The organism is Peteryoungia rhizophila (genome assembly GCF_004912145.1).
Lineage (GTDB): Bacteria > Pseudomonadota > Alphaproteobacteria > Rhizobiales > Rhizobiaceae > Allorhizobium > Allorhizobium rhizophilum.
This window is the reverse complement of record NZ_STGT01000002.1, coordinates 642,871-667,247: the sequence shown is the minus strand read 5'-3', so window position 1 is coordinate 667,247 and position 24,377 is coordinate 642,871. Positions and strand designations below refer to the sequence as shown.

Below are 24,377 nucleotides of genomic sequence, written 5' to 3'. Positions count from 1 at the left end.
AGTGTCAGTGAGCGACTGCGGCCGGCCCCATGCCGGAAAACATCAGCAGATTACCGTGCGGGTCGCGGACGTGGAAACGAATGTCTTCGCCCTCAGCATCGGATGGGCGGATCGCCTCGATCCCGCGCTCGCAGAAATCGCGATAGATTTCACTGGGTGCCGTTGCCCGAAAGAAAACCGAACTGTTCTGGCACTGCATCGGATCGTCGCTCAGCCAGAAATGCAGTTCCATGCCGCCACGTCGAACGACAAGATAATCGAGGCAATCGAGACCGACCTCTTCGAAACCGAGATTCTCCACATAGAAGTTGCGGGTTTCGAGGAAGTTGAGAGATGGGAGTATTGGAACTGCGTTGAGGATCGTCGTCGCAATCGGTTGCTGGGCGTTCATGCGGAAAGTTCCTCTGCTTCCCGCATGAATGGATCACGAAACGACTACGACCTGGCGTTGGCGTTCCGCTGCCATCGTGGCGCGGGAAAATCGATGACGAGGGCGGGGGCCCGGTTTGACCTGAGGTAGTTGGTACTGCTCTTGCGTTCGTGCAAGCCCGGCAAAGTGATGATTTCGCATTTCGTCACTTCATCTTCCTGAAAGCGTTGCACGTTTGCATCGGAGAGTTCTGGCAACAGCCCTTCCCCACGCTTTCGCGCAAACTCGTGAAACGCGCTGAAACCACCCTTCTCGAAATCGTCCCTGCTCATCCGTTCGAATTCCTTTCATTCAGCGTCTGCAGCGCACGCTCGAGACTGGATTTCGAGCCGTTTCGCAGCGGAATGAAAGTCTTGCCGAACTTCTTACAACCGCTCTTCACGCGTAGACACGCATCGTGACTGATACAGTCGATCGGGCAGAAGACGCAGTCGACGGAGGGAAGCACCGTGTCGATCCGCGATACCGCTTCCCGTAAACCCCCATCATGGTGAATAAGTTCCGCACCAAAATTGCTGGCGATCTGGCGCAGATGCGCGACCTGGCAATCGCGACCGCCGACATAGAGAAAACTGCGCACTTCGGCGGGTGTCGGGAACCGGCCGACCTTGGCCGGGCTCTCCACCGGAGCCTTTTTGTCCGCATGCTTCTTCTTGTGCTTCGCCATCTCGTCGCTCTCCTCGAATCCGCATCTGCCGGCCACCCGCCGCTCTGCTCTGCGACCAGCCATACAAAACATGACAAAAAGAGTAAAGTATATAGTGGACGATTGTACTCATGTTTATCTCGGGCCATTCCAGTGATCATGGGAGCACCGTGAAATCAGAATTGACGATGAGGAAAACCTCAGCCTTTCTGAGGTTTTTCGCCAGGATCCGTCAAATTTTTACCGTTTGATAAAACTTTGATCCTGAGTTACCTTTCTCTGCATCGCTTCGAATATAAAAGAGGGAACTGCGATGCGAAGACTGGAACCGGGCCTCAAGGCCGGGCGGCTCGATGCTGCCGATTATGCGAAGAATTTCTCCGATCTCCACCCCCGCCTGGGCGGCCATGAGGCGCTTGTCGCCTCCGACAGATGCTACTTCTGTCACGACGCGCCGTGCATGACGGCCTGTCCCACCGCCATCGATATCCCGATGTTCATCCGGCAGATATCGACTGGCAATCCGCTCGGCGCCGCCAAGACAATTTTCGACCAGAACATCCTCGGCGGCATGTGCGCCCGCGTCTGTCCCACCGAAACGCTCTGCGAGGAGGCCTGTGTGCGCAACACGGCCGAAGAGCGTCCGGTCGAAATCGGTCGCCTGCAACGTTACGCCACCGACATCGCGATTGAGGAGGGCCGCCAGTTCTATTCCCCGGCCGCCGCCTCCAGGAAAACGGTCGGCATCGTTGGCGCAGGCCCAGCCGGCCTCGCCGCTGCCCATCGGCTGGCCATGCACGGCCATCAGGTCACCATCTACGAAGCCCGCGAAAAGGCAGGCGGTCTCAACGAATACGGCATCGCCGCCTACAAGACACCCAATGACTTCGCCCAGAAGGAAGTCGATTACATTCTCTCGCTCGGCAATATCGACGTGCTCGACGGCCAGGAGATGGGCATCGACTTCAAGCTCGCCGATCTCAAGGCGAAGCACGACGCCGTCTTCCTCGGCGCCGGCCTCGGCAACGTCAATGGGCTGAACATCCCCGGTGCCGGGATCAACGGCGTACTCGATGCCGTCGAATTCATCGCCAATCTGCGCCAGGCCGACGAGAAGGCAGACGTGCCCGTCGGCCGTGACGTCGTCGTCATCGGCGGCGGCATGACCGCAATCGATGCTGCCGTGCAGGCGAAGCTGCTGGGCGCCGAAAACGTCACGATCTGCTACCGCCGCGGCAAGGAACACATGAACGCCTCGGAATTCGAGCAGGATCTCGCGACCTCCAAGGGCGTCCACATCCGCCACTGGCTGCAGCCGAAGGACGTCGCCCATGAAGACGGTCACTGTTCGGCGATCGGCTTTGAATACACCCACCTCGAAAACGGCCTGATGAAGGGCACGGGCCACACGACGGAGATCAAGGCCGACCAGATCCTCGTCGCGATCGGCCAGAAGCTCGATGCCCAAGGTCTGGACGGCTTGAAGATCGAAGGCGGCAAGATCGCCATCGACGCCGAAGGCCGCACCTCGATCCCGGGCGTATGGGCCGGCGGCGACTGCGCCTTCGGAGGCCAGGACCTGACGGTCTCGGCCGTCGCCATGGGCCGCGATGCGGCCGAAAGCATCAACCGCTCTTTCGCCGTCATGACGGCGGGCGCATCCGCAGTCGCATGACGCACCGCTCAGAGAGGATTTGAACAATGGCTGATCTCAGGAATAACTTCGTCGGCATCAAGTCGCCCAACCCCTTCTGGCTGGCCTCTGCCCCACCAACCGACAAGGCCTACAATGTCGAGCGCGCCTTCAAGGCGGGCTGGGGCGGCGTTGTCTGGAAGACGCTGGGCTCGGAAGGACCTCCGGTCGTCAACGTCAACGGCCCGCGCTACGGCGCGATCTGGGGCGCCGACCGCAGGCTTCTCGGCCTCAACAACATCGAGCTCATCACCGACCGCCCTTTGCAGATCAATCTGCAGGAGATGAAGCAGGTCAAGATGAACTGGCCGGACCGGGCGCTCGTCGCCTCGATCATGGTCCCTTGCGTCGAGGAGGAGTGGAAGGCGATCCTGCCGCTCGTCGAAGAGACAGGGGCTGATGGCATCGAACTCAACTTCGGCTGTCCGCACGGTATGTCCGAACGCGGCATGGGCGCCGCCGTCGGCCAGGTACCGGAATACATCGAGATGGTGGTGCGCTGGTGCAAGCAGTATTCTCGCATGCCCGTCATCACCAAGCTGACACCCAACATCGCCGACATCCGCAAGCCCGCGCGTGCGGCGAAGGCAGGCGGCACCGATGCGGTCTCGCTGATCAACACGATCAACTCGATCGTCTCTGTTGATCTCGACAGCTTCGCCCCCTCGCCCACCGTCGGCGGCAAGGGCACCCATGGCGGCTACTGCGGCCCTGCGGTGAAGCCGATCGCCCTCAACATGGTCGCCGAGATCGCCCGCGATCCGGAAACCTATGGTCTGCCCATATCCGGCATCGGCGGCGTGACCACCTGGCGGGATGCGGCCGAATTCCTCGTACTCGGCGCCGGCAATGTCCAGATCTGCACAGCGGCGATGACCTATGGCTTCAAGATCGTCCAGGAGATGATCTCGGGCCTCAACGACTGGATGGATGCCAAGGGTCACCAGAGCCTCGACGACATCTGCGGCCGCGCCGTGCCCAACGTCACCGACTGGCAGTATCTCAACCTCAACTACATCGCCAAAGCCCATATCGACCAGGATGCCTGCATCAAGTGCGGCCGCTGCCACATCGCCTGCGAGGACACCTCGCACCAGGCGATCACCAGCATGGTCGACGGTGTCAGGCATTTCGAGGTGATGGAAGACGAGTGCGTCGGCTGCAATCTCTGCGTCAACGTCTGCCCCGTCGAAAACTGCATCACCATGGTCGGCCTTGAAGCAGGCACGCTCGACCAGCGCACCCGCCGTCCGGTCGATCCCAACTATGCCAACTGGACGACCCATCCTAACAATCCGATGGCCGTTCAGGCCGCGGAATAACAGCGCAGAGACTTGGCCCAACCATCAATTGGCGCCGGGCCAAGTCTCTCCATCAATAGTTCGACGAAGTTGTGGAAAGATTCAGGATTTATTCAACGCTTGCTTGCATCATGAACACTGGATTTATTGAAAGCCCCAAATATTAGAGGCTGATAAATTGCGGGATTCTGGTGGGATGCTGGGAAAGACCAGAGACGTAGTCAATGTCTCCGCATGGCGTGCGCGCCTGCAGATCATCATTCCGAGCGTCCTGGTCTGCATCGTCGTCGTGCTGTCAGCCTTCTATGCGGACCTGCAGCAGCAGCGGCTTTCCCTTCATGAGAGCCGCCATGAGGTTCAGCAGCGCCTTGGTCTGATCCGCACGAAGATCGAAGCGAATATCAACGCGAATACCAAGCTCCTGCAGGGTCTCGTTGCCGTCATCGGAACAGAACCGCAAATCGACAAGGAACGGTTCGAGGCTCTCTCAGAAAGCATCTTCCAGTTTCACTCACAAATCCGAACGGTTGTCGCTGCCCCCAACCTGGTCTCGGCCTATGCCTATCCTCCAGAACGCAATTCTCCCTTCACGGATCGGCCGATCCTGCAGGTCTGGGATCGAGACGCCCTGTTGCGCGACATGGTCGAGAAGGGAAAAGTGGTCATCACCGGCCCTACTCACCTCAACAACGGCACGCAGGGACTGGTCATCAGCATTCCTGTCCGCATCTGGAACGACAGCGGACAGATGCAGTTCTGGGGCGCTTTGCTCGGCATACTGGACCTGCCGCGGCTCTATGACGACAGCGGCCTTCTCGCCAATGAACTGCCGATCGAGGTGGTGATCACCACGGATAACACTACCACCGGCGAGCCGGCCGTGATTTACGGCGACATCAACATCCGGAAGCTCGACCCTGTCCGCATGAACATCGATCTGGCCAATCGGAAATGGACCATTTCGGCCATTCCGCGCGGCGGTTGGGATGCCGCGAACGATTGGAGTGACCTCAACCGGATCGCGATCTTCGCGGTGGCAGCCTTGATCTCCGGGATCGTCGTCTGGGTCGGGTTGCTGATGAACGAGCGGCAACGGAACTTCCAGGCACTGCACGAGCGCGAGGAAGACCTACGCGCCATGTCCCATCGCCTGGGGGTCGCGCTGGAATCCTCGAGGATCGGGGTCTGGGAACTGGATGTGGCTACCGGCGCCATGCATTGGGACGAACGGATCTACCAGCTTTACGGCTTGCCGGCAGATATGCCCGTCTCGATGGAACAGTGGCGCAGCATGGTGCCCGACGAGGATGCTCGGGAGATCGAACGGACGATGAGGGAGGCCATCGACCGCAAGGGGTCCTATACCGGCCAGTTCCGCGTCAGACGCCCCGGTGACGGCAAGGTGCTGCACATGCGCACCGTCGGCACCAGCTATTGCGGTGGGGATGGCACCCTGAAGATGCTGGGCGTCAACTGGGACGTCACGGAAGACGTGATCCTCCAGGACAATCTTCGGGCTGCTCACAAGCAGACCGAAGAACAGAACGCTGCGCTCGAATCCGCGCGCAAACGCATGGAGCACAATGCGCTACACGACGCCCTGACCGGGCTACCGAACCGACGCTACCTCGATCAGCGGCTGGCAACCCTCGATGTCCTCGATCGCCCGGGCCAGCAACTCACCGTGCTCCACATGGATCTCGACCGGTTCAAGGAAATCAACGACACCATGGGCCATGGGGCGGGCGACGCGATCCTGCGGAATGTCGCGAGCGCCTTGCGCGCCAATGTCCGCGACGAAGATTTCGTCGCGCGAATCGGCGGTGACGAATTCGTCATCGTCTGCTTCGGCTACCCCGGCCAGGATGACTTCGGCTCACTCGGCCAGAGGCTCATCGCCGCCGTCAACACGCCGGTCCTCTACAACGACCATGAATGCCGCGTCGGAGCCTCCATCGGGATCGCGGCCAAGACCGAAGCGCAACTGGCCGCCGAGCAGGTGCTCGTCAATGCCGACATCGCGCTCTACGAAGCAAAGCGCCGCGGCCGCAACCGTGTCGAGTTTTTCAACGACCACCTGCGCGCGCGCACGATCAACATCAAGCAGACGGCCGATGCCATCCTGCGCTCCCTCGGAGACAACGACTTCGTCGCCTTCTACCAGCCGCAGTTCGACGCGCGCACGCTGGAGATCAACGGAGTGGAAGCCCTTGCCCGCTGGAACCACCCTCAGCAGGGCCTGCTGCCCCCTTCCGCCTTCCTTGAAATCGCCGAAAGCCTGAACGTTGTCGCCCAGATCGACGCGAGCATTCTAGACCAGTCGCTGTTGCAGCTCACCCGCTGGCGCGCCGCCGATCTCGGCATCGAGCATGTCTCGGTGAATATTTCCGCCCAGCGCCTGTTCGAGGATCGCCTCGTCAGCCATCTGGAATCACTGTCGCTGAAGCCGGGCAGCCTCTCCTTCGAGCTGCTGGAATCGATCTCCTTCGATGATAAAGCCGACGCAGTGGCCGAAAGCCTCGCGCGGATCCGTGCACACGGCATCGCCATCGAGATCGACGACTTCGGCACCGGTTATGCCTCGATACTGTCGCTGATCAAGCTGTCGCCCAGCCGCCTCAAGATCGACCGGCAGCTCGTCGCGCCGATTGTCGACAACCCCGCCCAGCGCCGCCTGATCAGCTCGATCATCGACATCGGCCGCTCATTCGGCGTGGGGATCGTGGCGGAAGGGGTAGAGACCATGGAACATGCCGCGATCCTGCGCGATCTCGGCTGCCACACGCTGCAGGGCTTCGCCCTGGCGCGGCCGATGAGCGCCCACGCCCTGATGGACTTCGCTCGCAAGCATGCGGCGGAGCGCGAAACCCTTTGGCAAAGGACCGCCTGAAGGCGGACTGCACTCGGTTAGCCCAGCAGACTGTTTCCTGCCGCATAGGCAGCCCAGGCCAGCCCGGCGAAATAGACCATCGTGAGCACGACCAGAAGGTGCCCCGCCAGGACCACGCCGCCGTCGCGCTGCGAAATCCCCGTGGACAACAAGAGGATAGCGACGCCCGGCAAGGTGTTGGAAAACGGGATGAAGCTCAAGGGCATCATCAGGAGCACGCCGGCGAAGGTCAGCACAAGGCCATTCACCCGGTTGACCAGACCACCCGTCGTCAGACCCAGAAGGCGTGGCCGCACATAGCGATCGACCTTACGCAGGATCGTGAGGCCACGCTCCAGCACCGGCACCAGCTTGCTGCGCTCGAGCTTGCGGTCAGCCAGTTTCGACGGCAGCCAGGGGAAGCGATTGAAGGTTACGGCAATGCCGATCAGGACGATGCCGGCTCCAAACACCGTCGAAACACCCGGGATGGAAACGGGCACGAGAAACGGCAGAGACAGGAGGCCGCAGAGCAGCAGAAGACCGCTCTCGCCCATCTTCTCGAGGATCTGCCGCAGCGTGACATGCTCTGCGTCCATGGAACGGATCACGTCCTCCAGCACAGCACTGGTGCTCTTGTCCGTGTCGGTGAAGCCGATCGTCGTTGTCATCAGGTCCGCTTTCGATTAACTGCCGTGGCAAGATCTGTGAAGGGCCATGCCGAAGGGCACCGCACCTGCCGCAGATGAAGGAGAATACCGGCCCGGTCAAGTCACGCTCCGCATGGCGATCGAAGCCGGCCCCAAGGGCATAACATGACAGACCAGGCCGACCGCCCCGTTTCCCCCGCCAATCGCCACACCATCCACGCCACCGGTAGTGAAAAACTGAAAGCTCATGCGGCGATGCTGCTGTTTGCGGCGCTGATCGCAGGCTCTTTCTCGTTCGGCGGCATGGCGGCGCAGCATCTGGAGGCCGGTCCGCTGACGCTCTGGCGCTACCTGATGACCATGGTCGTCATGGGCATCCTGACCTTCGGCATCCTGCGCGTGCCCTTCACCAAGCCGCGCCGCGTCTGGCGCTATGCTCTCTTGGGCGGCCTGATCGCCATCTACATGCTGACCATGTTCGCGGCACTCGAATTCACCAGCCCGGTGCAAACCGGCGCCGTCTTCACGCTGATGCCGCTGATCTCAGCCGGATTCGCCCTCCTCTTCATCGGCCAGAGGACACGTCCCGACGTGCTGATCGCTTTGGTTATCGCCGCCCTCGGCGCAATCTGGGTGATCTTTCGCGCCGATATCGGCGCTATTCTCTCCTTCGATGTCGGCCGCGGCGAGCTGATCTTTTTCGTCGGCGTGATCTGCCACGGCGCCTATGTGCCGCTGATCCGGCGTTTCGGTCTGGGCGAAAACCCTGTTGCCTTCGGGTTCTGGGTCGTGGTCTTCACCGTCCCCTGGCTGCTGCCGACCGGCGCCGTGCCACTCGCCACCACAGATTTCGCCAGCCTGCCGATGGCCGTCTGGGCAACGATCGCCTATCTGTCGATCATCACGACAGCGATCACCTTCATGCTGCTGCAATACGCATCCATGCGCCTGCCGGCCCCCAAGGTGCTCGGTTACGGCTATCTGACGCCGACCTTCATCATCCTGCTGGAGGGGCTGCTCGGCCACGGCTGGGCAAGCCCGGCCGTTTTCATCGGCGCGCTGGTCACGGCTGCGGGTCTGCTGGTGATGGGTCTGCTCAGAGACTGACGGGTGATTTCAGGATCAGACCGCTGACGAAGAGGCCTTCCAGAAAGCTTGCAGCCTCCTCGAAGCGATCCGCCCCATCCCGGCCATCACCCAGCACCGCTTTCACCTGAACGTCGAAATCCGCATAGTGCTGGGTTGTCGACCAGATCGAGAAGATCATGTGGTGCGGATCGCAGTCGCGCACCTTGCCCGCCGCGACCCAGGCGCGAATAACCTCGGCCTTCTCATCCACCAGCTGCTTGAGCGGCCCCTCCAGCACCGCCGCGATATGCGGCGCCCCCTGCAGGATCTCGTTGGCGAAGAGCCGGCTTTCGCGCGGAAACTCCCGCGCCATCTCCAGCTTGCGACGGATATAGGAACGGATCTCCTCCTCCGGATCGCCATCGGCATCGAAAGCCTGCAAGGGCTCGAGCCAGTTCTCCAGCACCCGGTCGATCAGCGCACGATGCATCGCCTCCTTGGTGCGGAAGTAATAGAGCAGATTCGGCTTCGACATGCCGGCGACCTCGGCGATCTGGTCGATCGTCGAGCCATGGAATCCCCGTTGGGAGAAGACTTCGAGCGCAGCTTCCAGGATGAGTTCCTCCTTCTCCTCCTGGATCCGCGTCCGCCTCTGGGTCTGCGCCGCTCTCGGTATTGCCATCTTGGAGTTGTTCCCCGCCTAAGATACTGAACTCACTCAGCAATATTGGAGCCCAAAATCTGGGCATCTGCTTGATATTTTGTCGCAGAATTTTGCCGATTTCGTCTTGAGTGCCGTGATGGAAGTTGTAATGTTTTACCAGTCGGTCAAATTATTGGACAGATGTCAACTAAAGGCAACTGCCGATACGACAGCGGAAAAGACAAACATAAGCCGCTGTCGCTGACCCCGGGAACAAGGGAGTTGGGCGGAAGATCCGACTCCTGAAAAAACAGGTGAGGATCTGCAATGACGGCGCAACCCGGCACGAACCTTCGCGTGAACGGCGATCGGCTGTGGGACATGCTCATGGAGATGGCGAAGATTGGCCCCGGCATCGCCGGCGGCAACAATCGTCAGACCCTGACGGATGAGGATGCGGAAGGCCGCCGTCTCTTTCAGCGCTGGTGCGAGGATGCCGGGCTCACCATGGCCGTCGACAAGATGGGCACGATGTTCATGTCGCGGCCGGGTACCGATCCGGACGCCCTGCCCGTCTATGTCGGCAGCCATCTCGACACGCAGCCGACCGGCGGCAAGTATGACGGCGTGCTCGGCGTGCTCGCTGGCCTTGAAGTCGTCAAATCGATGAACGACCTCAACATCAAGACGAAGCACCCCGTCGTCGTCACCAACTGGACCAACGAGGAAGGCGCCCGCTTCGCCCCCGCCATGCTCGCCTCGGGTGTCTTCGCGGGCATTCATTCTCTCGATTATGCCTATGCTCGCAGGGACATGGAGGGGAAGGCCTTCGGCGAAGAGTTGAAGCGCATCGGCTGGTTGGGCGACGAAGAGGTCGGCGCCAGGCAGATGCACGCCTATTTCGAATACCACATCGAACAGGGACCGATCCTCGAAGCCGAGGACAAGCAGATCGGCGTCGTCACCCACTGTCAGGGCCTGTGGTGGCTGGAATTTACCCTGACCGGCCGCGAAGCCCATACCGGCTCGACCCCGATGAACCTGCGCGTCAATGCCGGCCTTGCCATGGCGCGGATCATGGAAATGGTCCAGGAGGTCGCGATGAGCGAACAGCCAGGCGCCGTCGGCGGCGTCGGCCAGGTGAAGTTCTCGCCCAATTCCCGCAACGTGCTCCCTGGAACCGTCGTCTTCACCGTCGACATCCGCACGCCCGAGCAGGCGAAGCTCGACCGCATGCGCGCCACGATCGAGGCGAAGGCCGCCGAGATCTGTTCAGCGCTCGGCGTCGGCTGTGCGGTCGAGGCCGTCGGCCATTTTGATCCGGTGACCTTCGATCCGAAACTCGTCGCCTCCGTCCGCAAGGCCGCCGAAGACCTGGGCTATTCCCACATGAACGTCATCTCCGGCGCCGGGCACGACGCCTGCTGGGCGGCCAAGGTCGCGCCCTCGACGATGATCATGTGCCCCTGTGTTGGTGGCTTGAGCCACAACGAGGCAGAGGAGATTTCCAAGGAATGGGCGACGGCCGGGGCGGACGTGCTGCTGCGCGCGGTTCTGGAGACGGCGGAGATTGTCGGGTAGGATCAAGACTTGCGAGCAGTCCTTAACGGAGCGAACCATGGGACGACCGAGGGAATTGTCACAGGAAGAGCGGGCTGACCTGCAGCGGCGTGGCTATCGCCCGATCGAACTCTGGGTGCCCGATCTCGACAACGAAACCATGCGAGCCCAGCTCGAAGAGGAGGCGCGAAGAATCGCTGAAGGTGAAGATCAGGACGACGTGACCGACTGGATCCAAGCCGTCGGCCCGACCGACTGGGACAAGCCGTGACGCTCGCGCGAGGGGACATTGTGATTGCAGTCTTTCCAGGCGAATTGGGCAAGCCGAGACCGGCCGTTGTTCTTCAACGGGATGAACTTGTCGGATTGTTCAGCACGATCCTTGCCTGCCCAATGACCACGCATCTGATCGACGCTCCCACGCTTCGCCCCATAATTGTGCCCAATCCAGAGAACGGCCTGCAGGAAGTGTCTCAGATCATGGTCGAGAAGCTCTCGCCCTTGAAAAGGGATGTCATCCGGCAGCGCATTGGGCGGCTTTCAACAGACGAGCTCAAGCGGCTCGAAACTGCTCTGATCCACATAACAGGCCTCGATCTCGCCAGCGGGCCGAGAAACGAAGCTGAAAACGGAGGGAAACAACTGCCATGACCACCACAGTCATCAAGGGCGGCACGATCGTCACCGCCGATCTGACCTACAAGGCCGATGTCAAGATCGAGGGCGGCGTGATCGTTGAGATCGGCCCCAACCTCTCCGGCGACACCGTGCTGGATGCGGTAGGCTGTTATGTGATGCCGGGCGGCATCGACCCCCATGTGCATCTCGAAATGCCCTTCATGGGCACCTATTCCGCCGACAACTTCGAAAGCGGCACGCGCGCTGGCCTCTCCGGCGGCACGACCATGGTCGTCGACTTCTGTCTTCCAGGGCCTGACCAGTCGCTGCTCGACGCGCTCACCATGTGGGACAACAAGACCTCGCGTGCCACGGCGGACTATTCGTTCCACATGGCCATTACCGGCTGGAACGAACGGATCTTCGACGAGATGAAGACGGTCGTTCAGGACAAGGGCATCAACACCTTCAAGCACTTCATGGCCTATAAGGGCGCACTGATGGTGAACGACGACGAGATGTTCGCTTCTTTCCAGCGCTGCACCGAACTCGGCGCCCTGCCGCTGGTGCATGCCGAAAACGGCGACGTCGTCGCCTCGATGACCGCCAAGCTGCTTGCCGAAGGCAATAACGGCCCCGAGGCCCATGCCTATTCCCGTCCGCCTGAGGTCGAGGGCGAAGCCACCAACCGCGCCATCATGCTGGCCGACATGGCCGGCGTTCCGCTCTATGTCGTGCACACCTCCTGCGAACAGGCCCATGAAGCCATCCGCCGCGCCCGGCAAAAGGGCATGCGCGTCTATGGCGAGCCGCTGATACAGCATCTGACGCTCGACGAAAGCGAATACTTCAACAAGGACTGGGACCACGCCGCCCGCCGCGTCATGTCGCCCCCGTTCCGCAACAAGCAGCATCAGGACTCACTTTGGGCCGGTCTGCAGTCGGGTTCGCTCTCGGTCGTCGCCACCGACCACTGCGCCTTTACCACCGAGCAGAAACGCTTCGGCCTCGACAGCTTCGCCAAGATCCCGAACGGCACCGGCGGGCTTGAAGACCGCATGCCGATGCTCTGGACCTATGGCGTTGCGACCGGCCGCCTGACGATGAACGAATTCGTCGCGGTCACCTCGACCAACATCGCCAAGATCCTCAACATCTACCCGAAGAAGGGCGCCGTCCTCGTCGGCGCCGATGCCGACTTGGTGGTCTGGGATGCCAAGCGCTCGAAGACGATTTCGGCAAAGACCCAGCAGTCCTCGATCGACTACAATGTCTTCGAGGGCAAGGAAGTGACCGGCCTTCCGCGCTACACGCTGACCCGCGGTTATGTGGCGATCGAGGAAGGCGCGGTGAAGACCCGCGAGGGGCATGGCAAATTCGTGCATCGCGAGCCGTTCACGGCGGTCAATAAGGCGTTGTCGACCTGGAAGGAACTGGTTGCGCCACGCAAGGTGGAACGCACGGGCATTCCGGCGACGGGGGTTTGAGGGTGAGGGTGAGGCCAGCAAACAGGACATGGTTGCTGAAGACTGCCCGCTTCGGCGCAGGCTATGCAGCCGCCGTTTTTGTCGGCGTCATGGGCATCTGGGCAACATTTGAAGTGACAGATGCGTTCACTTACGGCCGCCTGCCGCGCTTCATGCTCTTTCCGGGTTCGATCCTGCCGGTCCTTCGGCTGGCCCTGGAGATCCTGCCGGTTGCCTTGTTGCTGGCTGCCCCCTTCACCTTGCTGGCGACCTGGGTGCTGCTGCGAATGCGTTGGAACCGCTGGTGGCATTTCGCCATCGCGGGTGCCGCCTGCCCCCTCTCCGGCATCGCCCTTTTGCAACTGGCAACTTGGGGCCGCTTCTTCAATCAAAACGAGGCCTCAATGGCGATGTCGCTCGCTCCGACAGGCATGATCTGCGCGATCATCTACAGATGGGTCGCCCTGCCCCAGACAGGGGGTCTGGCGAGATGAACCCGGCGTCAAACCTCGACCAGCCCATCCAGCTCCGGCAAAAGCACGACGCTCTCCTGCTCGCTCGGGTCGGTGCGCGCGATGATCGCCGTGCAGGGCGCATTCGACAGGTTCGCCGGCAGATGCGGCACGCCGGCCGGAATGTAGAACAGCTCGCCCGCATGCACGATCACATGGTTCTCCAGCCGGTCGCCATACCAAGTATGCGCCTGGCCAGAGAGCATGTAGATCGCCGTCTCGTGGCTCTCGTGCAGATGCGCCTTGGCCCGCGCGCCGGGCGGCATGGTCAGGACATGCATGCAGATGCCCTTGGCGCCAACCGTCTCGGCGGCGATACCCTCGAAGTAACTCAGCCCCTGTTTGCCTTCATAGGTATGACCGGGCTTCACGATCCGGCAGGTGGGCTTTGGTGATGCGTCCATTATCCCGTCCTCTTCCATACGGCGGCAGGCCCGCCACTCCCGGTCCGCTGCTCCCGAGCGGCCGCATGTTCAAAGAATGCAAGAGGCAAACGGCCTTTGCAACAAACCCGATTGGCTGCCCGCATGAATGAACCCTATTCCGTCGTCTCGGCGAAAAACCTGAGCCTCACCTTCGAAACCGATGACGGCCCCGTCCACGCCCTGTCGAATGTCGACCTGGAGGTAAAGAAGGGCGATTTCATCTCCTTCATCGGCCCGTCCGGCTGCGGCAAGACCACCTTCCTGCGCGTCATCGCCGACCTCGAAAAACACACGAGTGGCGAGATCACAGTGAACGGAATGTCGCCGGAAGAGGCGCGCAAGGCCCGCTCCTACGGTTACGTCTTCCAGGCCGCAGCGCTCTATCCCTGGCGCACGATCGAGAACAACATCGCTCTGCCGCTCGAAATCATGGGCTACGGCGCTGCTGAAAAGAAGAAGCGCATCGAACGTACGCTCGATCTCGTCAATCTGTCGGGCTTTGCAAAGAAATACCCCTGGCAACTCTCCGGCGGCATGCAGCAGCGCGCCTCGATCGCAAGAGCCCTTGCCTTCGATGCCGACCTCCTCCTGATGGACGAGCCCTTCGGCGCACTCGACGAAATCGTCCGCGACCACCTGAACTCAGAACTCCTGAAACTCTGGGACCGCACCAACAAGACGATCTGCTTCGTCACCCACTCGATCCCCGAGGCCGTCTACCTCTCGACCAAGATCGTCGTCATGAGCCCGAGGCCTGGCCGGGTGACCGATATCATCGAGTCGACGCTGCCCAAGGAACGCCCGCTCGACATCCGCGAGACGCCGGAATTCCTGGAGATCGCGCATCGGGTTCGCGAGGGTCTGAAGGCGGGGCATTCTTATGAGGAATAAGGTACAGGCGGAGCAGAAACGATGAACCCCACCTTCCTCCTCTGGCTCGGCAGTGCCATGGCAACCTTCCTTGCCGCCGCCACCGTGTCGCGCGCCTATGTCGACAACGGCAAGCTCTGGGTGCTCGCGGCCTCGCTCGCGCTTTATTGCATCGGCAACCTGATGATGGTGAAGCTGATGCGCGAGGGGGGCTTGGGGCTTGCCATCTCCGCCTCGGCCGTCGCCCAGTTGGTCCTTATCAACGTCATCGCCTTCCTCCTGTTCGGCGAAAGGCTGAGCACGATCCAGATGGCCGGCGTGGCACTCGGAGTGATCTCCATGGCCTTGATGCTCTTTCCCGCGAAAGGAGGCGTCTGATGACAAAAGCCCCTTCGGCCTTCCGTGACAGCGTCCTGCCGGTGCTGACCATCCTCATCGCCATCCTCGTCATCTGGCACGTCTTCGTCGTCTATCTGAACGCGCCCTTCATCCGCGATCAGGCGGCCCGCGCCAATGAGGAGATCACCTTCTCGCAGGTGGTCGAACGCAGCTTCGTCCAGGAACGGCCGATTCTGCCGGCCCCGCACCAGATCGTTGTCGAGCTCTGGGACACCACCATCAACAAGGCCGTCACCTCCAAGCGCAGCCTCGTCTACCATGCCTGGATCACGCTCTCGGCGACGCTCATGGGCTTTGCCATGGGCACCGTGCTCGGCATCGTGCTCGCCATCGCCATCGTTCATAACCGCGCCATGGACAAGTCGCTGATGCCCTGGGTGATCGCCTCTCAGACCATTCCGATCCTTGCCATCGCGCCGATGATCATCGTCGTGCTGAATTCCATCGGCGTCTCGGGTCTCATGCCCAAAGCGCTGATTTCCACCTATCTTTCCTTCTTCCCGATCGTCGTCGGCATGGTGAAGGGCCTGCGCAGTCCGGACATTCTCCTGCTCGACCTGATGCACACCTATAATGCCAGCCAGACCCAGACCTTCTGGAAGCTGCGCTGGCAGGCCTCCATGCCCTATCTCTTCACCTCGCTGAAGGTGGCGATCGCGATATCGCTCGTCGGAGCCATCGTCGGTGAGCTGCCGACAGGTGCCGTCGCCGGTCTCGGCGCCCGTCTGCTGTCCGGCTCCTATTACGGCCAGACCATCCAGATCTGGGCAGCGCTCTTCATGGCGGCGGGCCTGGCTGCCCTGCTCGTCTCGATCGTCGGCATGGCCCATACACGGGTCCTCGCACGCATGGGGGTCAAGCCATGAACGGTTATCTCGTCTTCGCCTTCATCTTCTGGCTCGGCGCTTGGGGTCTAAACCAGTGGCTGGTCGCAAAGCGACCGAAGGATGCGTCCACGCGCCGCGCAATCGGCCTTGCCGTCCCCGTGATCTTCGGGATCACCCTGCTCGTCATCTGGGAATGCATGGTGCGCGGCTTCGAGATCCCCTCGATCCTGCTCCCCGCCCCCTCGATGATCTGGGCGCGCATCCTCGCCTCCACCCATATCCTTTGGGCAGATTTCCAGCAGACCTTCCTGAAGTCTGTCATCACGGGTTATGTCGCCGGCTGCGGCCTCGGCTTCCTCGTCGCGATCCTGATCGACCGTTCGCCCTTCCTGCAGAAGGGCCTGCTGCCGATCGGCAATTTCGTGTCCGCACTCCCGGTTGTCGGCATCGCCCCGATCATGGTCATGTGGTTCGGCTTCGACTGGCAGTCCAAGGTCGCCGTCGTCGTCATCATGACCTTCTTCCCGATGCTGGTGAACACCGTGCAGGGCCTGTCCGCCGCTAGCCACATGGAGCGCGACCTGATGCACACCTATGCTGCCTCCTGGTGGCAGACGCTGGTGCGCTTGCGGCTTCCCGCCGCCTGGCCTTTCATCTTCAATGCGCTGAAGATCAATTCCACCCTCGCGCTGATCGGTGCGATCGTGGCAGAATTCTTCGGCACCCCGATTGTCGGCATGGGCTTTCGTATCTCGACCGAGGTCGGACGATCGAATGTCGACATGGTCTGGGCCGAGATTGCGGTCGCCGCACTCGCCGGCTCGGTCTTCTACGGATTGGTGGCACTGGCAGAACGCCGGGTCACCTTCTGGCATCCGTCCGTCCGTGGTGGACGGTCGTGAACTGAACCAAAAACAAAAGAGGGAACTGAAATGACTGTCAAACTCGCATCCCTGCTGCTGTCGGCCGCCGTCTCGCTGACGGCCATGCAGGCCGCCGCAGCCGACAAGGTAACGCTCCAGCTGAAATGGGTCACGCAAGCCCAATTCGCGGGCTATTACGTCGCGAAAGACAAGGGCTTCTACGAAGAAGAAGGCCTCGACGTCGAAATCAAGCCGGGCGGCCCGGATATCGCTCCCCCGCAGGTTCTGGCCGGTGGTGGCGCTGACGTCATCGTCGACTGGATGCCGTCGGCTCTCGCCACCCGCGAAAAGGGCGTTCCGCTCGTCAACATCGCACAGCCCTTCAAGTCCTCGGGCATGATGCTGACCTGCCTCAAGGAAACCGGCATCACCAAGCCTGATGACTTCAAGGGCAAGACCCTCGGCGTCTGGTTCTTCGGCAATGAATATCCGTTCCTGTCCTGGATGAACACGCTCGGCATCAAGACCGACGGGTCGGAAGGCGGCGTGACGGTTCTGAAGCAGGGCTTCAACGTCGATCCGCTTCTACAGAAGCAGGCGGCCTGCATCTCGACCATGACCTACAACGAATACTGGCAGGTCATCGATGCCGGCATCAAGGCGGAAGACCTCGTGACCTTCAAGTATGAAGACGAAGGTGTGGCCACGCTGGAAGACGGTCTCTATGTGCTCGAAGACAAGCTCGCCGACCCGGCCTTCAAGGAAAAGATGGTCAAGTTCGTCCGCGCTTCGATGAAGGGCTGGAAGTATGCCGAGGAAAATTCCGACGAAGCTGCTGAAATCGTGCTTGAGAACGACGCCTCGGGCGCCCAGACCGAAGCCCATCAGAAGCGCATGATGAGCGAAGTCGCCAAGCTGACGGCCGGCTCTGCCGGTGCGTTGGACAAGGCCGATTACGACCGCACGGTGAAGACCCTGCTCGGCGGCGGATCCGATCCTGTCATCACCAAGGAGCCGGAAGGCGCCTTCACGACCGAGATCACCGACGCGGCCCTGAAATAGTCTTTGGCGGACCACAACGAAGATAGAGGCACGGGGAGCTTTCCCCGTGTCTTTTTGTAGGTTTTACTGATCGTTTTCTACAGCCGGGATTGGCAAAACGGCAACACTACCGTTCTATATTGAACAATTTTCAGAGCGGTCCGGAATTCGGGCGTGATGCCTCTTGCAAGCGCCTTTCCAATCCCCCACCTCTTTCGACAGTCTTCAAATGCCGCAATTGTGATGTAGCATGCTACTGTCTGGATGGAACATGGCTGTGAGCCAATTCGACTTCCACGACGTAACAGGCGATGAACTGCGAAAAAATGTTCTTCGGGAAGGGTCTTATGTTTCGAAACACGAGCACGAGGGCCGTGCTGATGGCCGCGAGCCTGTCGCTATCGGCTTCGGTCGCCATGGCGCAGGAGCAGCAGGCCGCGCCGGCCCAGAATCTTCCTGCAATCATCGTCACCACGGCTGAAAGCCGTGACCTCGTAGACCGTATCGTCGCAACCGGCACGATCCGGGCCGAGGAAGAAGTGCAGATCCAGCCTCAGGTCGAGGGTCTGCAGATCAAGTCTCTCGATGCCGATGTCGGCGACACCGTCCAAGCCGAAACGATTGTCGCCAAGCTGAACGAGGACACACTCCTGCTTCAGCGGAGCCAATACGTCGCCAATCGTGCAAAGGCGGAAGCCGCACTCGCGCAGTATCAGGCCCAGCTTGTTGAAGCCGAAGCGAGCCTGAATGAGGCTCAGCGCCAGTTTGAACGCGCAACGCGCCTGGCCTCTTCCGGTTCCGTCTCCACCTCCCAAAAAGAACAGGCGGAAACGACGCTCGCCAGTGCGACGGCGCGGACCGAAACCGCCCGCCAGGCCATCACCGTGGCCGAAGCGGACATCAAGGTGGTCGACAGCCAGATCGCGGACACCGACCTTCGCCTCGCCAGGACCGACGTCAAGTCGCCGGTAACGGGCACGATCGCCGTCCGGAACGCCCAGATCGGCGCCATCGCAACGGGCGCTGGCCAGCCGCTCTTCACGGTCATCCGCGATGGGCAGATCGAGCTGGTGGCCGATGTGCCGGAAATCCAGATCCTTCGCTTGAAGCCCGGACAGAAGGCCGCGATCACGGTTGCCGGCAGCACTGAGCCGCTGACCGGCTCCGTACGCCTGGTATCCCCGATCGTGGATCCGGTAAGCCGTCTGGGCGCGGTCCACATCGCCCTCGATGACGATGCTGCTGCCCGCGCCGGCATGTATGGCACCGCCGCGATCATCGTGACGGAAGCCGCAGGCATCGCCCTGCCCCTTTCGGCGATCACCACGGAACAGGGCGTGACCACGGTCCGCAAGGTATCCGACGGGACCGTGCAGATGGTCGAGATCAAGACCGGCATTCAGGATGGCTCCTTCCTTCAGGTGACCGAGGGTCTGGACGAAGGCGACAAGGTCGTTGCCAAGGCCGGCGTCTTCGTGCGTGACGGCGACCGCATCAATCCCGTGGAAGAAACCAGCAGCGTTTCCAACTGAGAGGCGAGGACACCATGAACTTCTCTGCATGGTCCATACGCAATCCGATTGCGCCGATCCTGGGCTTCTTCCTGCTGATGGTCGTCGGCATCCAGTCGTTCAATGCGCTGCCGATCACCCGCTTCCCGAATATCGACGTGCCTCTGGTCGCGATCACCGTCGGCCAGAGCGGCGCCTCCCCGGCTGAACTCGAAAGCCAGGTGACGAAGGAAGTCGAAGACGCGGTTGCCTCGATCACCGGCGTCGACGAAATCAACTCGACCGTGACCGACGGCCAGTCCCAGACCGTCGTCATGTTCCGCATGGAAGTGCCGACCGAACAGGCAGTTCAGGACGTCAAGGACGCGATCGACCAGATCCGCGGCGATCTTCCTGCCTCCGTCGAGGAGCCGATCGTCACCAAGATCGACGTCGAGGGTCAGGCGATCCAGAGCTTCGCGGTTTCATCGCCCAACATGAACCTCGCCGAACTCTCCTGGTTCGTCGATGACACCGTCAAGCGTGCCCTCCAGGGCCAGCCTGGCATCGGCCGCGTCGATCGTTACGGCGGTGCCGATCGTGAAGTGCGTGTCGAACTCGACCCCAGCCGTCTCGACGCGCTTGGCGTGACGGCCTCCGACATTTCGAGCCAGTTGCAGGGCACCAATGTCGATCTCGGCTCCGGCCGCGGCCAGGTGGCCGGCGCCGAACAGTCGATCCGTACGCTTGGCGACAACCGCGACGTCGAGAGCCTTGCCAACACCACGATCGCCCTTCCCGGCGGTCGTTTCGTCAAGCTCTCCGATCTCGGGCGCGTCTTCGACACCTATGAGGAACAGAAGTCCTTTGCCCGTCACGACGGCAAGCCGGTCGTCTCCTTCGCCGTCTTCCGCGCCAAAGGCGCGAGCGAAGTCACGGTGGCCGAAACGGTCGCCGAGAGCCTCGTCCAGGTGCGTGCGGAGAACCCCGACGTCCAGATCGAGATGATCGACGACTCGGTCTACTTCACCTACGGCAACTATGAAGCGGCCATGCACACGCTCGTCGAGGGCGCGATCTTGGCTGTCATCGTGGTGCTGCTCTTCCTGCGCAACTGGCGCGCGACGCTCATCTCCGCCGTGGCCCTGCCGCTCTCGGCCATCCCGACCTTCTGGGTCATGGACATGATGGGCTTTTCGCTGAACCTCGTCTCGTTCTTGGCGCTCACGCTTGCAACCGGTATTCTCGTCGACGACGCGATCGTCGAGGTGGAAAACATCGCCCGCCACATCAAGATGGGCAAGACGCCCTATCGGGCAGCGATCGAGGCGGCCGACGAAATCGGGCTGGCCGTCATCGCGACGACCTTCACGATCATCGCCGTCTTCGTGCCCGTCTCCTTCATGCCGGGCATTCCGGGCCAGTACTTCATCCAGTTCGGCCTGACGGTCGCCTTCTCCGTGTTCTTCTCGCTACTTGTGGCGCGCCTCATCACACCGATGATGGCCGCCTATCTGATGCGGGCCGAAGACGCGATGGACGACCATCACGACAATGACAGCCTGCCGCTGAAGATGTACACGAAGCTCGTGCGCTTCACGACGCGCCGCTGGTATTCGCGCCTCGGCACGCTGGCGGCCGCCATCGCCTTCCTGATCGGCTCCATCATCCTTCTCGCAGGCGTTCCCGGCAGCTTTATCCCGCCGGAAGACGCAGGCCGTATCGTGCTCTCGGTCGAACTGCCGCCGAATGCGACGCTCGACGAAACCGAGCGCAAGACGGACGAAATCTACGCGGCCATCAAGGACGTGCCCGATGTGGCGAGCATCTTCATTCTCGGCGGCTCCTCGCCGCGCGGTGATATGGAGCTGCGCCGTGCCAGCGTGACGATGAACCTCGACCGCATCGAGCACTCGCTCAGCAAGACGCTCGTGAACGGCGGTCTCGGCGGACTGCCGTTGATTGGCCAATACCTCCCGAAGCTGCCCGAAAACGGACGTGTCCGCCCGCAGTGGGATATCGAGGAAGACGTCTTCGCCAAACTCGGCTCGATCGCGGATATCCGCGTCACCAAGCTGAATGACCGCGGCGAACGCGACATCACCTTCAATTTCCTCTCCAAGAACGAAGAGGAGTTGAACCAGGCCGTCGGCATTCTCGAAGCCAAGCTTCGCCAGGTGCCGGAACTCGCCAATGTCAGCGCCGATGGCGCCCTGCCCCGTCCGGAACTGCAGATCCGCCCGCGTGCCGACGAGGCAGCCCGCCTCGGCATCACCGCCCAGCAGATCGCCCAGACGGTTCGTGTCGCGACCATCGGCGACGTCGACGCGGCCCTGCCGAAGATCTCGCTGGACAACCGGCAGATCCCGATCCGGGTCCAGGCCTCGCTCGACTTCCGCACCGATCTGGCTGCCATCCGCAACCTGAAGATCCGCACCTCGAGCGGTGCCACCGTGCCGCTCGCAAGCGTCGCGGATATCGACTATGCCGAGGGCGTCTCCTCCATCAAGCGCAACGACCGAAACCGGGTCGTTTCGATCGGTGCCGGCCTGCCCCAGGGCGTGGCGCTCGACACCGCGACCGCGGCCTTCCGTGACACGGTGGCGACGGCCGAAATCCCGGAAAGCGTGCGCCTTGCCGAAAGCGGTGACGCCAAGATCCAGGCCGAGATGCAGCAGAGCTTCCTCAACGCCATGATCCTCGGCCTGCTTCTGGTGCTGACGGTGCTGATCCTGCTCTTCAAGGACGTGATCCAGCCCTTCACCATCCTGTTCTCGCTACCGCTTGCCATCGGCGGCGTGGCCGTCGCGCTGATCATCACGAACAACGCGCTGTCCATGCCGGTCCTGATCGGCATCCTGATGCTGATGGGCATTGTGACGAAGAACGCCATCCTGCTGGTCGATTTCGCGATCGAAATGCGCCGCCAGGGCATGCACCGCCTCGAAGCCATGGTGGAGGCCGGCCGCAAGCGCGCCCGTCCGATCATCATGACCTCGATCGCGATGTCGGCGGGCATGTTGCCTTCGGCGCTGGGCGTCGGCGAAGGCGGCTCGTTCCGCGCACCGATGGCGATTGCCGTCATCGGCGGCATCATCGTCTCGACAGTGCTCAGCCTGGTGGTCGTTCCGGCCTTCTTCCTCATTCTCGACGACGTATCCCGCCTGCTCGGCTGGGCCTTCAGCCGCTTCGTCGGCAAGAAGGAAGAAGAGGAAGAGCCGCTGACGCCGGAAGTCCTGTCCTTCCTCGCCCGCAAGAACGTGGCCGCACTGGAAGCGGTGGAAAGACGGGTCGCAGCCGTTGAGCGCAGCCAGCCGGTGAACCGCAAGGCAGATGGCAATGGCAACGTGATAAACTTGCCGCCCCTCGCGGCGGAGTGAAAAAACGCAGATCGAACGCAAGAGGCCGGGCCCAGCGCCCGGCCTCTTTCGTTCGAGGCAGTCGCAACCTCACTTTAGGTATTTCTGATCTACCAGTGGATCGATTGATCGAAATCAATCCGAACTTCCCCGCCTCGCGATAATGTGACCTCACTGGAAAGGGCGCAATCACCCGGACCTGCAGGAGACGCGCACATCCGACGAGGCCGCAAGGCCCGCGCGACGACCGCAGCGGTGCATGCCAGGATACCATTATGGATGGGGAGCCGTGACGACCGTGAACAAGATCCTGAGACTGAACACGCGCGACAAGAACACGCTTCTGCGAACGTCGTTCTTGTCTCAACTCGGCCCGACAGCGATGGCCTCTATGATGGAGATCGCCAATATCTCCACCTACGAGGCGCGAGACGTGCTCTTCCGCGAGGGCGAGCCCTCAGACTGTTTCTACAGTGTCCTCAGCGGCTATGTCCGTCTCTATCGCCTCAACAAGGATGGCCGCGAGGCCGATATCCGCATCTGCGGTCCCGGCGACACCTTCGCCGAATGCCTGCTCCCCATGGGCGACAAGTATCTCTACAACGCTCAGGCTGCGGAGAACACGACACTCGCCCGTTTCGACCTCCAGCGAGTCCGCGCGCTCGCCGAACAGGAAAAGGACATCGCCAAGGCGATCATCCGCTGCCTGTCGGACCATCTGCGCACGACGATGGACTGTATCGCCAATGATCGGCTGCAGACGGCGCCCCAGCGGGTCGCGCATTATCTGCTGACCCATTGCGCGACCGACGGTGGCCCGGCCTCCATCCGCCTGCCCTTCCAGAAGAGCCTGCTCGCCGGCAAGCTCGGATTGGCGCCCGAGGCATTGTCACGAGCCTTCTCGAGCCTGCGCCGTGCCGGTGTGACGGTACGGGGACGCACGATCCAGATCAGCGACGTCAACGCCCTCCGGCAGATCTGAGTTCGGCAACTTCGCGAACGGCGAACTTCGGCTCAGAGCCCCCCGCTCTGCTGCAGGAAGCTGACGATCTGGTCTACGCCCGCGCCGCGCTTCAGATCTGTGAACACGAATGCTCCATCGGAGCGCATGCGCCCCGCATCCCGCTCCATGACCGCGAGATCGACGCCGACATGCGGCGCGAGATCGGTCTTGTTGATCACGAGCAGATCCGACCGGGTGATCCCCGGCCCGCCCTTGCGCGGGATCTCCTCACCCTGGCAGACCGAGATCACATAGAGCGTGATATCGGCGAGATCCGGCGAAAAGGTTGCAGCGAGATTGTCACCACCCGACTCGATGAAGACGACGTCGAGATCCGGGATCCGGGCATTGAGATCGGCGATGGCCTTCAGATTGATCGAGGCATCCTCGCGGATCGCCGTGTGCGGACAGCCGCCTGTCTCGACGCCGACAACACGGTCCGAACTCAGCGCCTGCATGCGGATCAGCGCATCGGCATCCTCGCGGGTGTAGATGTCGTTGGTGACCACGGCGATGGAATAGTTATCGCGCATGGCCTTGCAGAGCTTCTCTGTCAGCGCCGTCTTGCCGGATCCGACCGGACCGCCGATACCGACGCGAAGGGGACCATTCTTCGATTTCATCATGTTTGTCCTGTGTGAGCG

Annotated in this window: 24 protein-coding genes; 17 read left to right on the top strand and 7 right to left on the bottom strand. The window is 61.6% G+C overall.

Annotated features, from left to right (window positions below; translation table 11 throughout):
* Nucleotides 1-4: 4 nt before the first annotated feature.
* The 3 genes from E9677_RS09095 to E9677_RS09085 are packed head-to-tail and all read right to left on the bottom strand — an operon-like array spanning nt 5 to nt 1,097.
* Complete coding sequence (locus E9677_RS09095) at nt 5-391, bottom strand: VOC family protein (RefSeq protein ID WP_136557773.1); 387 nt, start codon at nt 389-391, stop codon at nt 5-7.
* Between the two features lie 44 nt (nt 392-435).
* On the bottom strand, nt 436-702 hold the full coding sequence (locus tag E9677_RS09090; protein ID WP_136557772.1) for a hypothetical protein: 267 nt from the start codon (nt 700-702) through the stop codon (nt 436-438).
* Nucleotides 699-1,097 (bottom strand): DUF2325 domain-containing protein, encoded by a 399-nt coding sequence (locus E9677_RS09085; protein ID WP_136557771.1) that lies wholly within the window; start codon nt 1,095-1,097, stop codon nt 699-701. Before E9677_RS09085 ends, E9677_RS09090 begins: the two co-directional genes overlap by 4 nt.
* Nucleotides 1,098-1,389: 292 nt before the next feature.
* Here E9677_RS09085 and E9677_RS09080 point away from each other — a divergent pair, with 292 nt between their 5' ends.
* From E9677_RS09080 to E9677_RS09070, 3 genes are all read left to right on the top strand, one after another.
* Nucleotides 1,390-2,751, top strand: a complete 1,362-nt coding sequence (locus E9677_RS09080; RefSeq protein WP_136557770.1) for an NAD(P)-dependent oxidoreductase — start codon at nt 1,390-1,392, stop codon at nt 2,749-2,751.
* 26 nt (nt 2,752-2,777) lie between these two features.
* Nucleotides 2,778-4,091, top strand: a complete 1,314-nt coding sequence (preA, locus tag E9677_RS09075) for an NAD-dependent dihydropyrimidine dehydrogenase subunit PreA (protein ID WP_136557769.1) — start codon at nt 2,778-2,780, stop codon at nt 4,089-4,091.
* Nucleotides 4,092-4,266: 175 nt separating this feature from the next.
* Nucleotides 4,267-6,960, top strand: coding sequence for a bifunctional diguanylate cyclase/phosphodiesterase (locus E9677_RS09070; protein ID WP_136557768.1), 2,694 nt, complete (start codon nt 4,267-4,269; stop codon nt 6,958-6,960).
* 17 nt (nt 6,961-6,977) lie between these two features.
* On the opposite strand, the gene E9677_RS09065 is transcribed toward E9677_RS09070, so the two are convergent.
* Nucleotides 6,978-7,610, bottom strand: coding sequence for an exopolysaccharide biosynthesis protein (locus E9677_RS09065; RefSeq protein ID WP_136557767.1), 633 nt, complete (start codon nt 7,608-7,610; stop codon nt 6,978-6,980).
* Between the two features lie 144 nt (nt 7,611-7,754).
* Between E9677_RS09065 and E9677_RS09060 the strand changes: the two genes are divergently transcribed.
* The gene (locus tag E9677_RS09060; protein WP_136557766.1) at nt 7,755-8,696 is read left to right on the top strand and encodes a DMT family transporter; all 942 of its coding nucleotides are present in this window, start codon (nt 7,755-7,757) and stop codon (nt 8,694-8,696) included.
* On the opposite strand, the gene E9677_RS09055 is transcribed toward E9677_RS09060, so the two are convergent.
* On the bottom strand, nt 8,686-9,339 hold the full coding sequence (locus E9677_RS09055) for a TetR family transcriptional regulator C-terminal domain-containing protein (protein ID WP_136557765.1): 654 nt from the start codon (nt 9,337-9,339) through the stop codon (nt 8,686-8,688). The two genes, E9677_RS09060 and E9677_RS09055, sit on opposite strands and share 11 nt — an antisense overlap.
* 288 nt (nt 9,340-9,627) lie before the next feature.
* Here E9677_RS09055 and E9677_RS09050 point away from each other — a divergent pair, with 288 nt between their 5' ends.
* From E9677_RS09050 to E9677_RS09030, 5 genes are read left to right on the top strand one after another with little or no spacing between them, the layout of a single operon-like run.
* Nucleotides 9,628-10,881 (top strand): Zn-dependent hydrolase, encoded by a 1,254-nt coding sequence (locus E9677_RS09050; RefSeq protein WP_136557764.1) that lies wholly within the window; start codon nt 9,628-9,630, stop codon nt 10,879-10,881.
* Between the two features lie 37 nt (nt 10,882-10,918).
* Nucleotides 10,919-11,131, top strand: coding sequence for an antitoxin MazE-like protein (locus E9677_RS09045; protein WP_136557763.1), 213 nt, complete (start codon nt 10,919-10,921; stop codon nt 11,129-11,131).
* Complete coding sequence (locus E9677_RS09040; protein ID WP_168801155.1) at nt 11,128-11,511, top strand: type II toxin-antitoxin system PemK/MazF family toxin; 384 nt, start codon at nt 11,128-11,130, stop codon at nt 11,509-11,511. Before E9677_RS09045 ends, E9677_RS09040 begins: the two co-directional genes overlap by 4 nt.
* Nucleotides 11,508-12,965: a dihydropyrimidinase gene (gene hydA, locus E9677_RS09035; protein ID WP_136557761.1), complete on the top strand. Its 1,458-nt coding sequence runs from the start codon at nt 11,508-11,510 to the stop codon at nt 12,963-12,965. The genes E9677_RS09040 and hydA overlap by 4 nt, the downstream gene beginning before the upstream one ends.
* A 32-nt stretch (nt 12,966-12,997) precedes the next feature.
* A complete protein-coding gene (locus tag E9677_RS09030) occupies nt 12,998-13,438 on the top strand; it encodes a hypothetical protein (protein WP_136557760.1) in 441 nt (146 codons plus the stop codon).
* 8 nt (nt 13,439-13,446) lie between these two features.
* Here the strand turns inward: E9677_RS09030 and E9677_RS09025 are convergent, their stop codons facing one another.
* Nucleotides 13,447-13,860: a cupin domain-containing protein gene (locus E9677_RS09025; protein WP_136557759.1), complete on the bottom strand. Its 414-nt coding sequence runs from the start codon at nt 13,858-13,860 to the stop codon at nt 13,447-13,449.
* A 123-nt stretch (nt 13,861-13,983) separates the two neighbouring features.
* On the opposite strand from E9677_RS09025, the gene E9677_RS09020 reads away from it, so the two are divergent.
* The 8 genes from E9677_RS09020 to E9677_RS08985 all read left to right on the top strand — a co-directional run bounded on the left by E9677_RS09020 (nt 13,984) and on the right by E9677_RS08985 (nt 23,712).
* Nucleotides 13,984-14,772 carry an ABC transporter ATP-binding protein gene (locus tag E9677_RS09020; protein ID WP_136557758.1) on the top strand — a complete coding sequence of 263 codons (789 nt, stop codon included), beginning with the start codon at nt 13,984-13,986 and terminating at the stop codon, nt 14,770-14,772.
* A 21-nt stretch (nt 14,773-14,793) separates the two neighbouring features.
* Nucleotides 14,794-15,129 carry a hypothetical protein gene (locus tag E9677_RS09015; RefSeq protein WP_136557757.1) on the top strand — a complete coding sequence of 112 codons (336 nt, stop codon included), beginning with the start codon at nt 14,794-14,796 and terminating at the stop codon, nt 15,127-15,129.
* Nucleotides 15,129-16,016 (top strand): ABC transporter permease, encoded by an 888-nt coding sequence (locus E9677_RS09010; RefSeq protein WP_136557756.1) that lies wholly within the window; start codon nt 15,129-15,131, stop codon nt 16,014-16,016. Before E9677_RS09015 ends, E9677_RS09010 begins: the two co-directional genes overlap by 1 nt.
* Entirely contained in the window at nt 16,013-16,879 is an 867-nt protein-coding gene (locus E9677_RS09005; RefSeq protein ID WP_136557755.1) for an ABC transporter permease, read from the top strand. Before E9677_RS09010 ends, E9677_RS09005 begins: the two co-directional genes overlap by 4 nt.
* A 30-nt stretch (nt 16,880-16,909) precedes the next feature.
* Nucleotides 16,910-17,902 (top strand): ABC transporter substrate-binding protein, encoded by a 993-nt coding sequence (locus tag E9677_RS09000; protein WP_136557754.1) that lies wholly within the window; start codon nt 16,910-16,912, stop codon nt 17,900-17,902.
* A 326-nt stretch (nt 17,903-18,228) separates the two neighbouring features.
* Nucleotides 18,229-19,413 (top strand): efflux RND transporter periplasmic adaptor subunit, encoded by a 1,185-nt coding sequence (locus E9677_RS08995; protein WP_136557753.1) that lies wholly within the window; start codon nt 18,229-18,231, stop codon nt 19,411-19,413.
* A gap of 14 nt (nt 19,414-19,427) precedes the next feature.
* Nucleotides 19,428-22,751 carry an efflux RND transporter permease subunit gene (locus E9677_RS08990; RefSeq protein ID WP_136557752.1) on the top strand — a complete coding sequence of 1,108 codons (3,324 nt, stop codon included), beginning with the start codon at nt 19,428-19,430 and terminating at the stop codon, nt 22,749-22,751.
* Between the two features lie 277 nt (nt 22,752-23,028).
* Nucleotides 23,029-23,712, top strand: a complete 684-nt coding sequence (locus tag E9677_RS08985) for a Crp/Fnr family transcriptional regulator (protein ID WP_235882923.1) — start codon at nt 23,029-23,031, stop codon at nt 23,710-23,712.
* Nucleotides 23,713-23,744: 32 nt separating this feature from the next.
* Here E9677_RS08985 and ureG read toward each other — a convergent pair whose 3' ends face one another.
* Nucleotides 23,745-24,356 (bottom strand): urease accessory protein UreG, encoded by a 612-nt coding sequence (ureG, locus tag E9677_RS08980; RefSeq protein WP_136558130.1) that lies wholly within the window; start codon nt 24,354-24,356, stop codon nt 23,745-23,747.
* Between the last annotated feature and the right edge of the window lie 21 nt (nt 24,357-24,377).

Excerpts from the sequence above, each read along its gene's own strand:
- E9677_RS09055 (WP_136557765.1), bottom strand. The coding sequence starts at position 9,339 with ATGGCAATACCGAGAGCGGCGCAGACCCAGAGGCGGACGCGGATCCAG.
- E9677_RS09070 (WP_136557768.1), top strand. The coding sequence starts at position 4,267 with ATGCTGGGAAAGACCAGAGACGTAGTCAATGTCTCCGCATGGCGTGCG.
- E9677_RS08990 (WP_136557752.1), top strand. The coding sequence starts at position 19,428 with ATGAACTTCTCTGCATGGTCCATACGCAATCCGATTGCGCCGATCCTG.
- E9677_RS09045 (WP_136557763.1), top strand. The coding sequence starts at position 10,919 with ATGGGACGACCGAGGGAATTGTCACAGGAAGAGCGGGCTGACCTGCAG.
- E9677_RS09080 (WP_136557770.1), top strand. The coding sequence starts at position 1,390 with ATGCGAAGACTGGAACCGGGCCTCAAGGCCGGGCGGCTCGATGCTGCC.
- E9677_RS09060 (WP_136557766.1), top strand. The coding sequence starts at position 7,755 with ATGACAGACCAGGCCGACCGCCCCGTTTCCCCCGCCAATCGCCACACC.
- E9677_RS09090 (WP_136557772.1), bottom strand. The coding sequence starts at position 702 with ATGAGCAGGGACGATTTCGAGAAGGGTGGTTTCAGCGCGTTTCACGAG.
- E9677_RS09095 (WP_136557773.1), bottom strand. The coding sequence starts at position 391 with ATGAACGCCCAGCAACCGATTGCGACGACGATCCTCAACGCAGTTCCA.
- E9677_RS09025 (WP_136557759.1), bottom strand. The coding sequence starts at position 13,860 with ATGGACGCATCACCAAAGCCCACCTGCCGGATCGTGAAGCCCGGTCAT.
- preA (WP_136557769.1), top strand. The coding sequence starts at position 2,778 with ATGGCTGATCTCAGGAATAACTTCGTCGGCATCAAGTCGCCCAACCCC.
- E9677_RS09005 (WP_136557755.1), top strand. The coding sequence starts at position 16,013 with ATGAACGGTTATCTCGTCTTCGCCTTCATCTTCTGGCTCGGCGCTTGG.
- E9677_RS08995 (WP_136557753.1), top strand. The coding sequence starts at position 18,229 with ATGTTTCGAAACACGAGCACGAGGGCCGTGCTGATGGCCGCGAGCCTG.
- E9677_RS09010 (WP_136557756.1), top strand. The coding sequence starts at position 15,129 with ATGACAAAAGCCCCTTCGGCCTTCCGTGACAGCGTCCTGCCGGTGCTG.
- E9677_RS09085 (WP_136557771.1), bottom strand. The coding sequence starts at position 1,097 with ATGGCGAAGCACAAGAAGAAGCATGCGGACAAAAAGGCTCCGGTGGAG.
- hydA (WP_136557761.1), top strand. The coding sequence starts at position 11,508 with ATGACCACCACAGTCATCAAGGGCGGCACGATCGTCACCGCCGATCTG.
- ureG (WP_136558130.1), bottom strand. The coding sequence starts at position 24,356 with ATGAAATCGAAGAATGGTCCCCTTCGCGTCGGTATCGGCGGTCCGGTC.
- E9677_RS09000 (WP_136557754.1), top strand. The coding sequence starts at position 16,910 with ATGACTGTCAAACTCGCATCCCTGCTGCTGTCGGCCGCCGTCTCGCTG.
- E9677_RS09050 (WP_136557764.1), top strand. The coding sequence starts at position 9,628 with ATGACGGCGCAACCCGGCACGAACCTTCGCGTGAACGGCGATCGGCTG.
- E9677_RS09065 (WP_136557767.1), bottom strand. The coding sequence starts at position 7,610 with ATGACAACGACGATCGGCTTCACCGACACGGACAAGAGCACCAGTGCT.
- E9677_RS09020 (WP_136557758.1), top strand. The coding sequence starts at position 13,984 with ATGAATGAACCCTATTCCGTCGTCTCGGCGAAAAACCTGAGCCTCACC.
- E9677_RS09015 (WP_136557757.1), top strand. The coding sequence starts at position 14,794 with ATGAACCCCACCTTCCTCCTCTGGCTCGGCAGTGCCATGGCAACCTTC.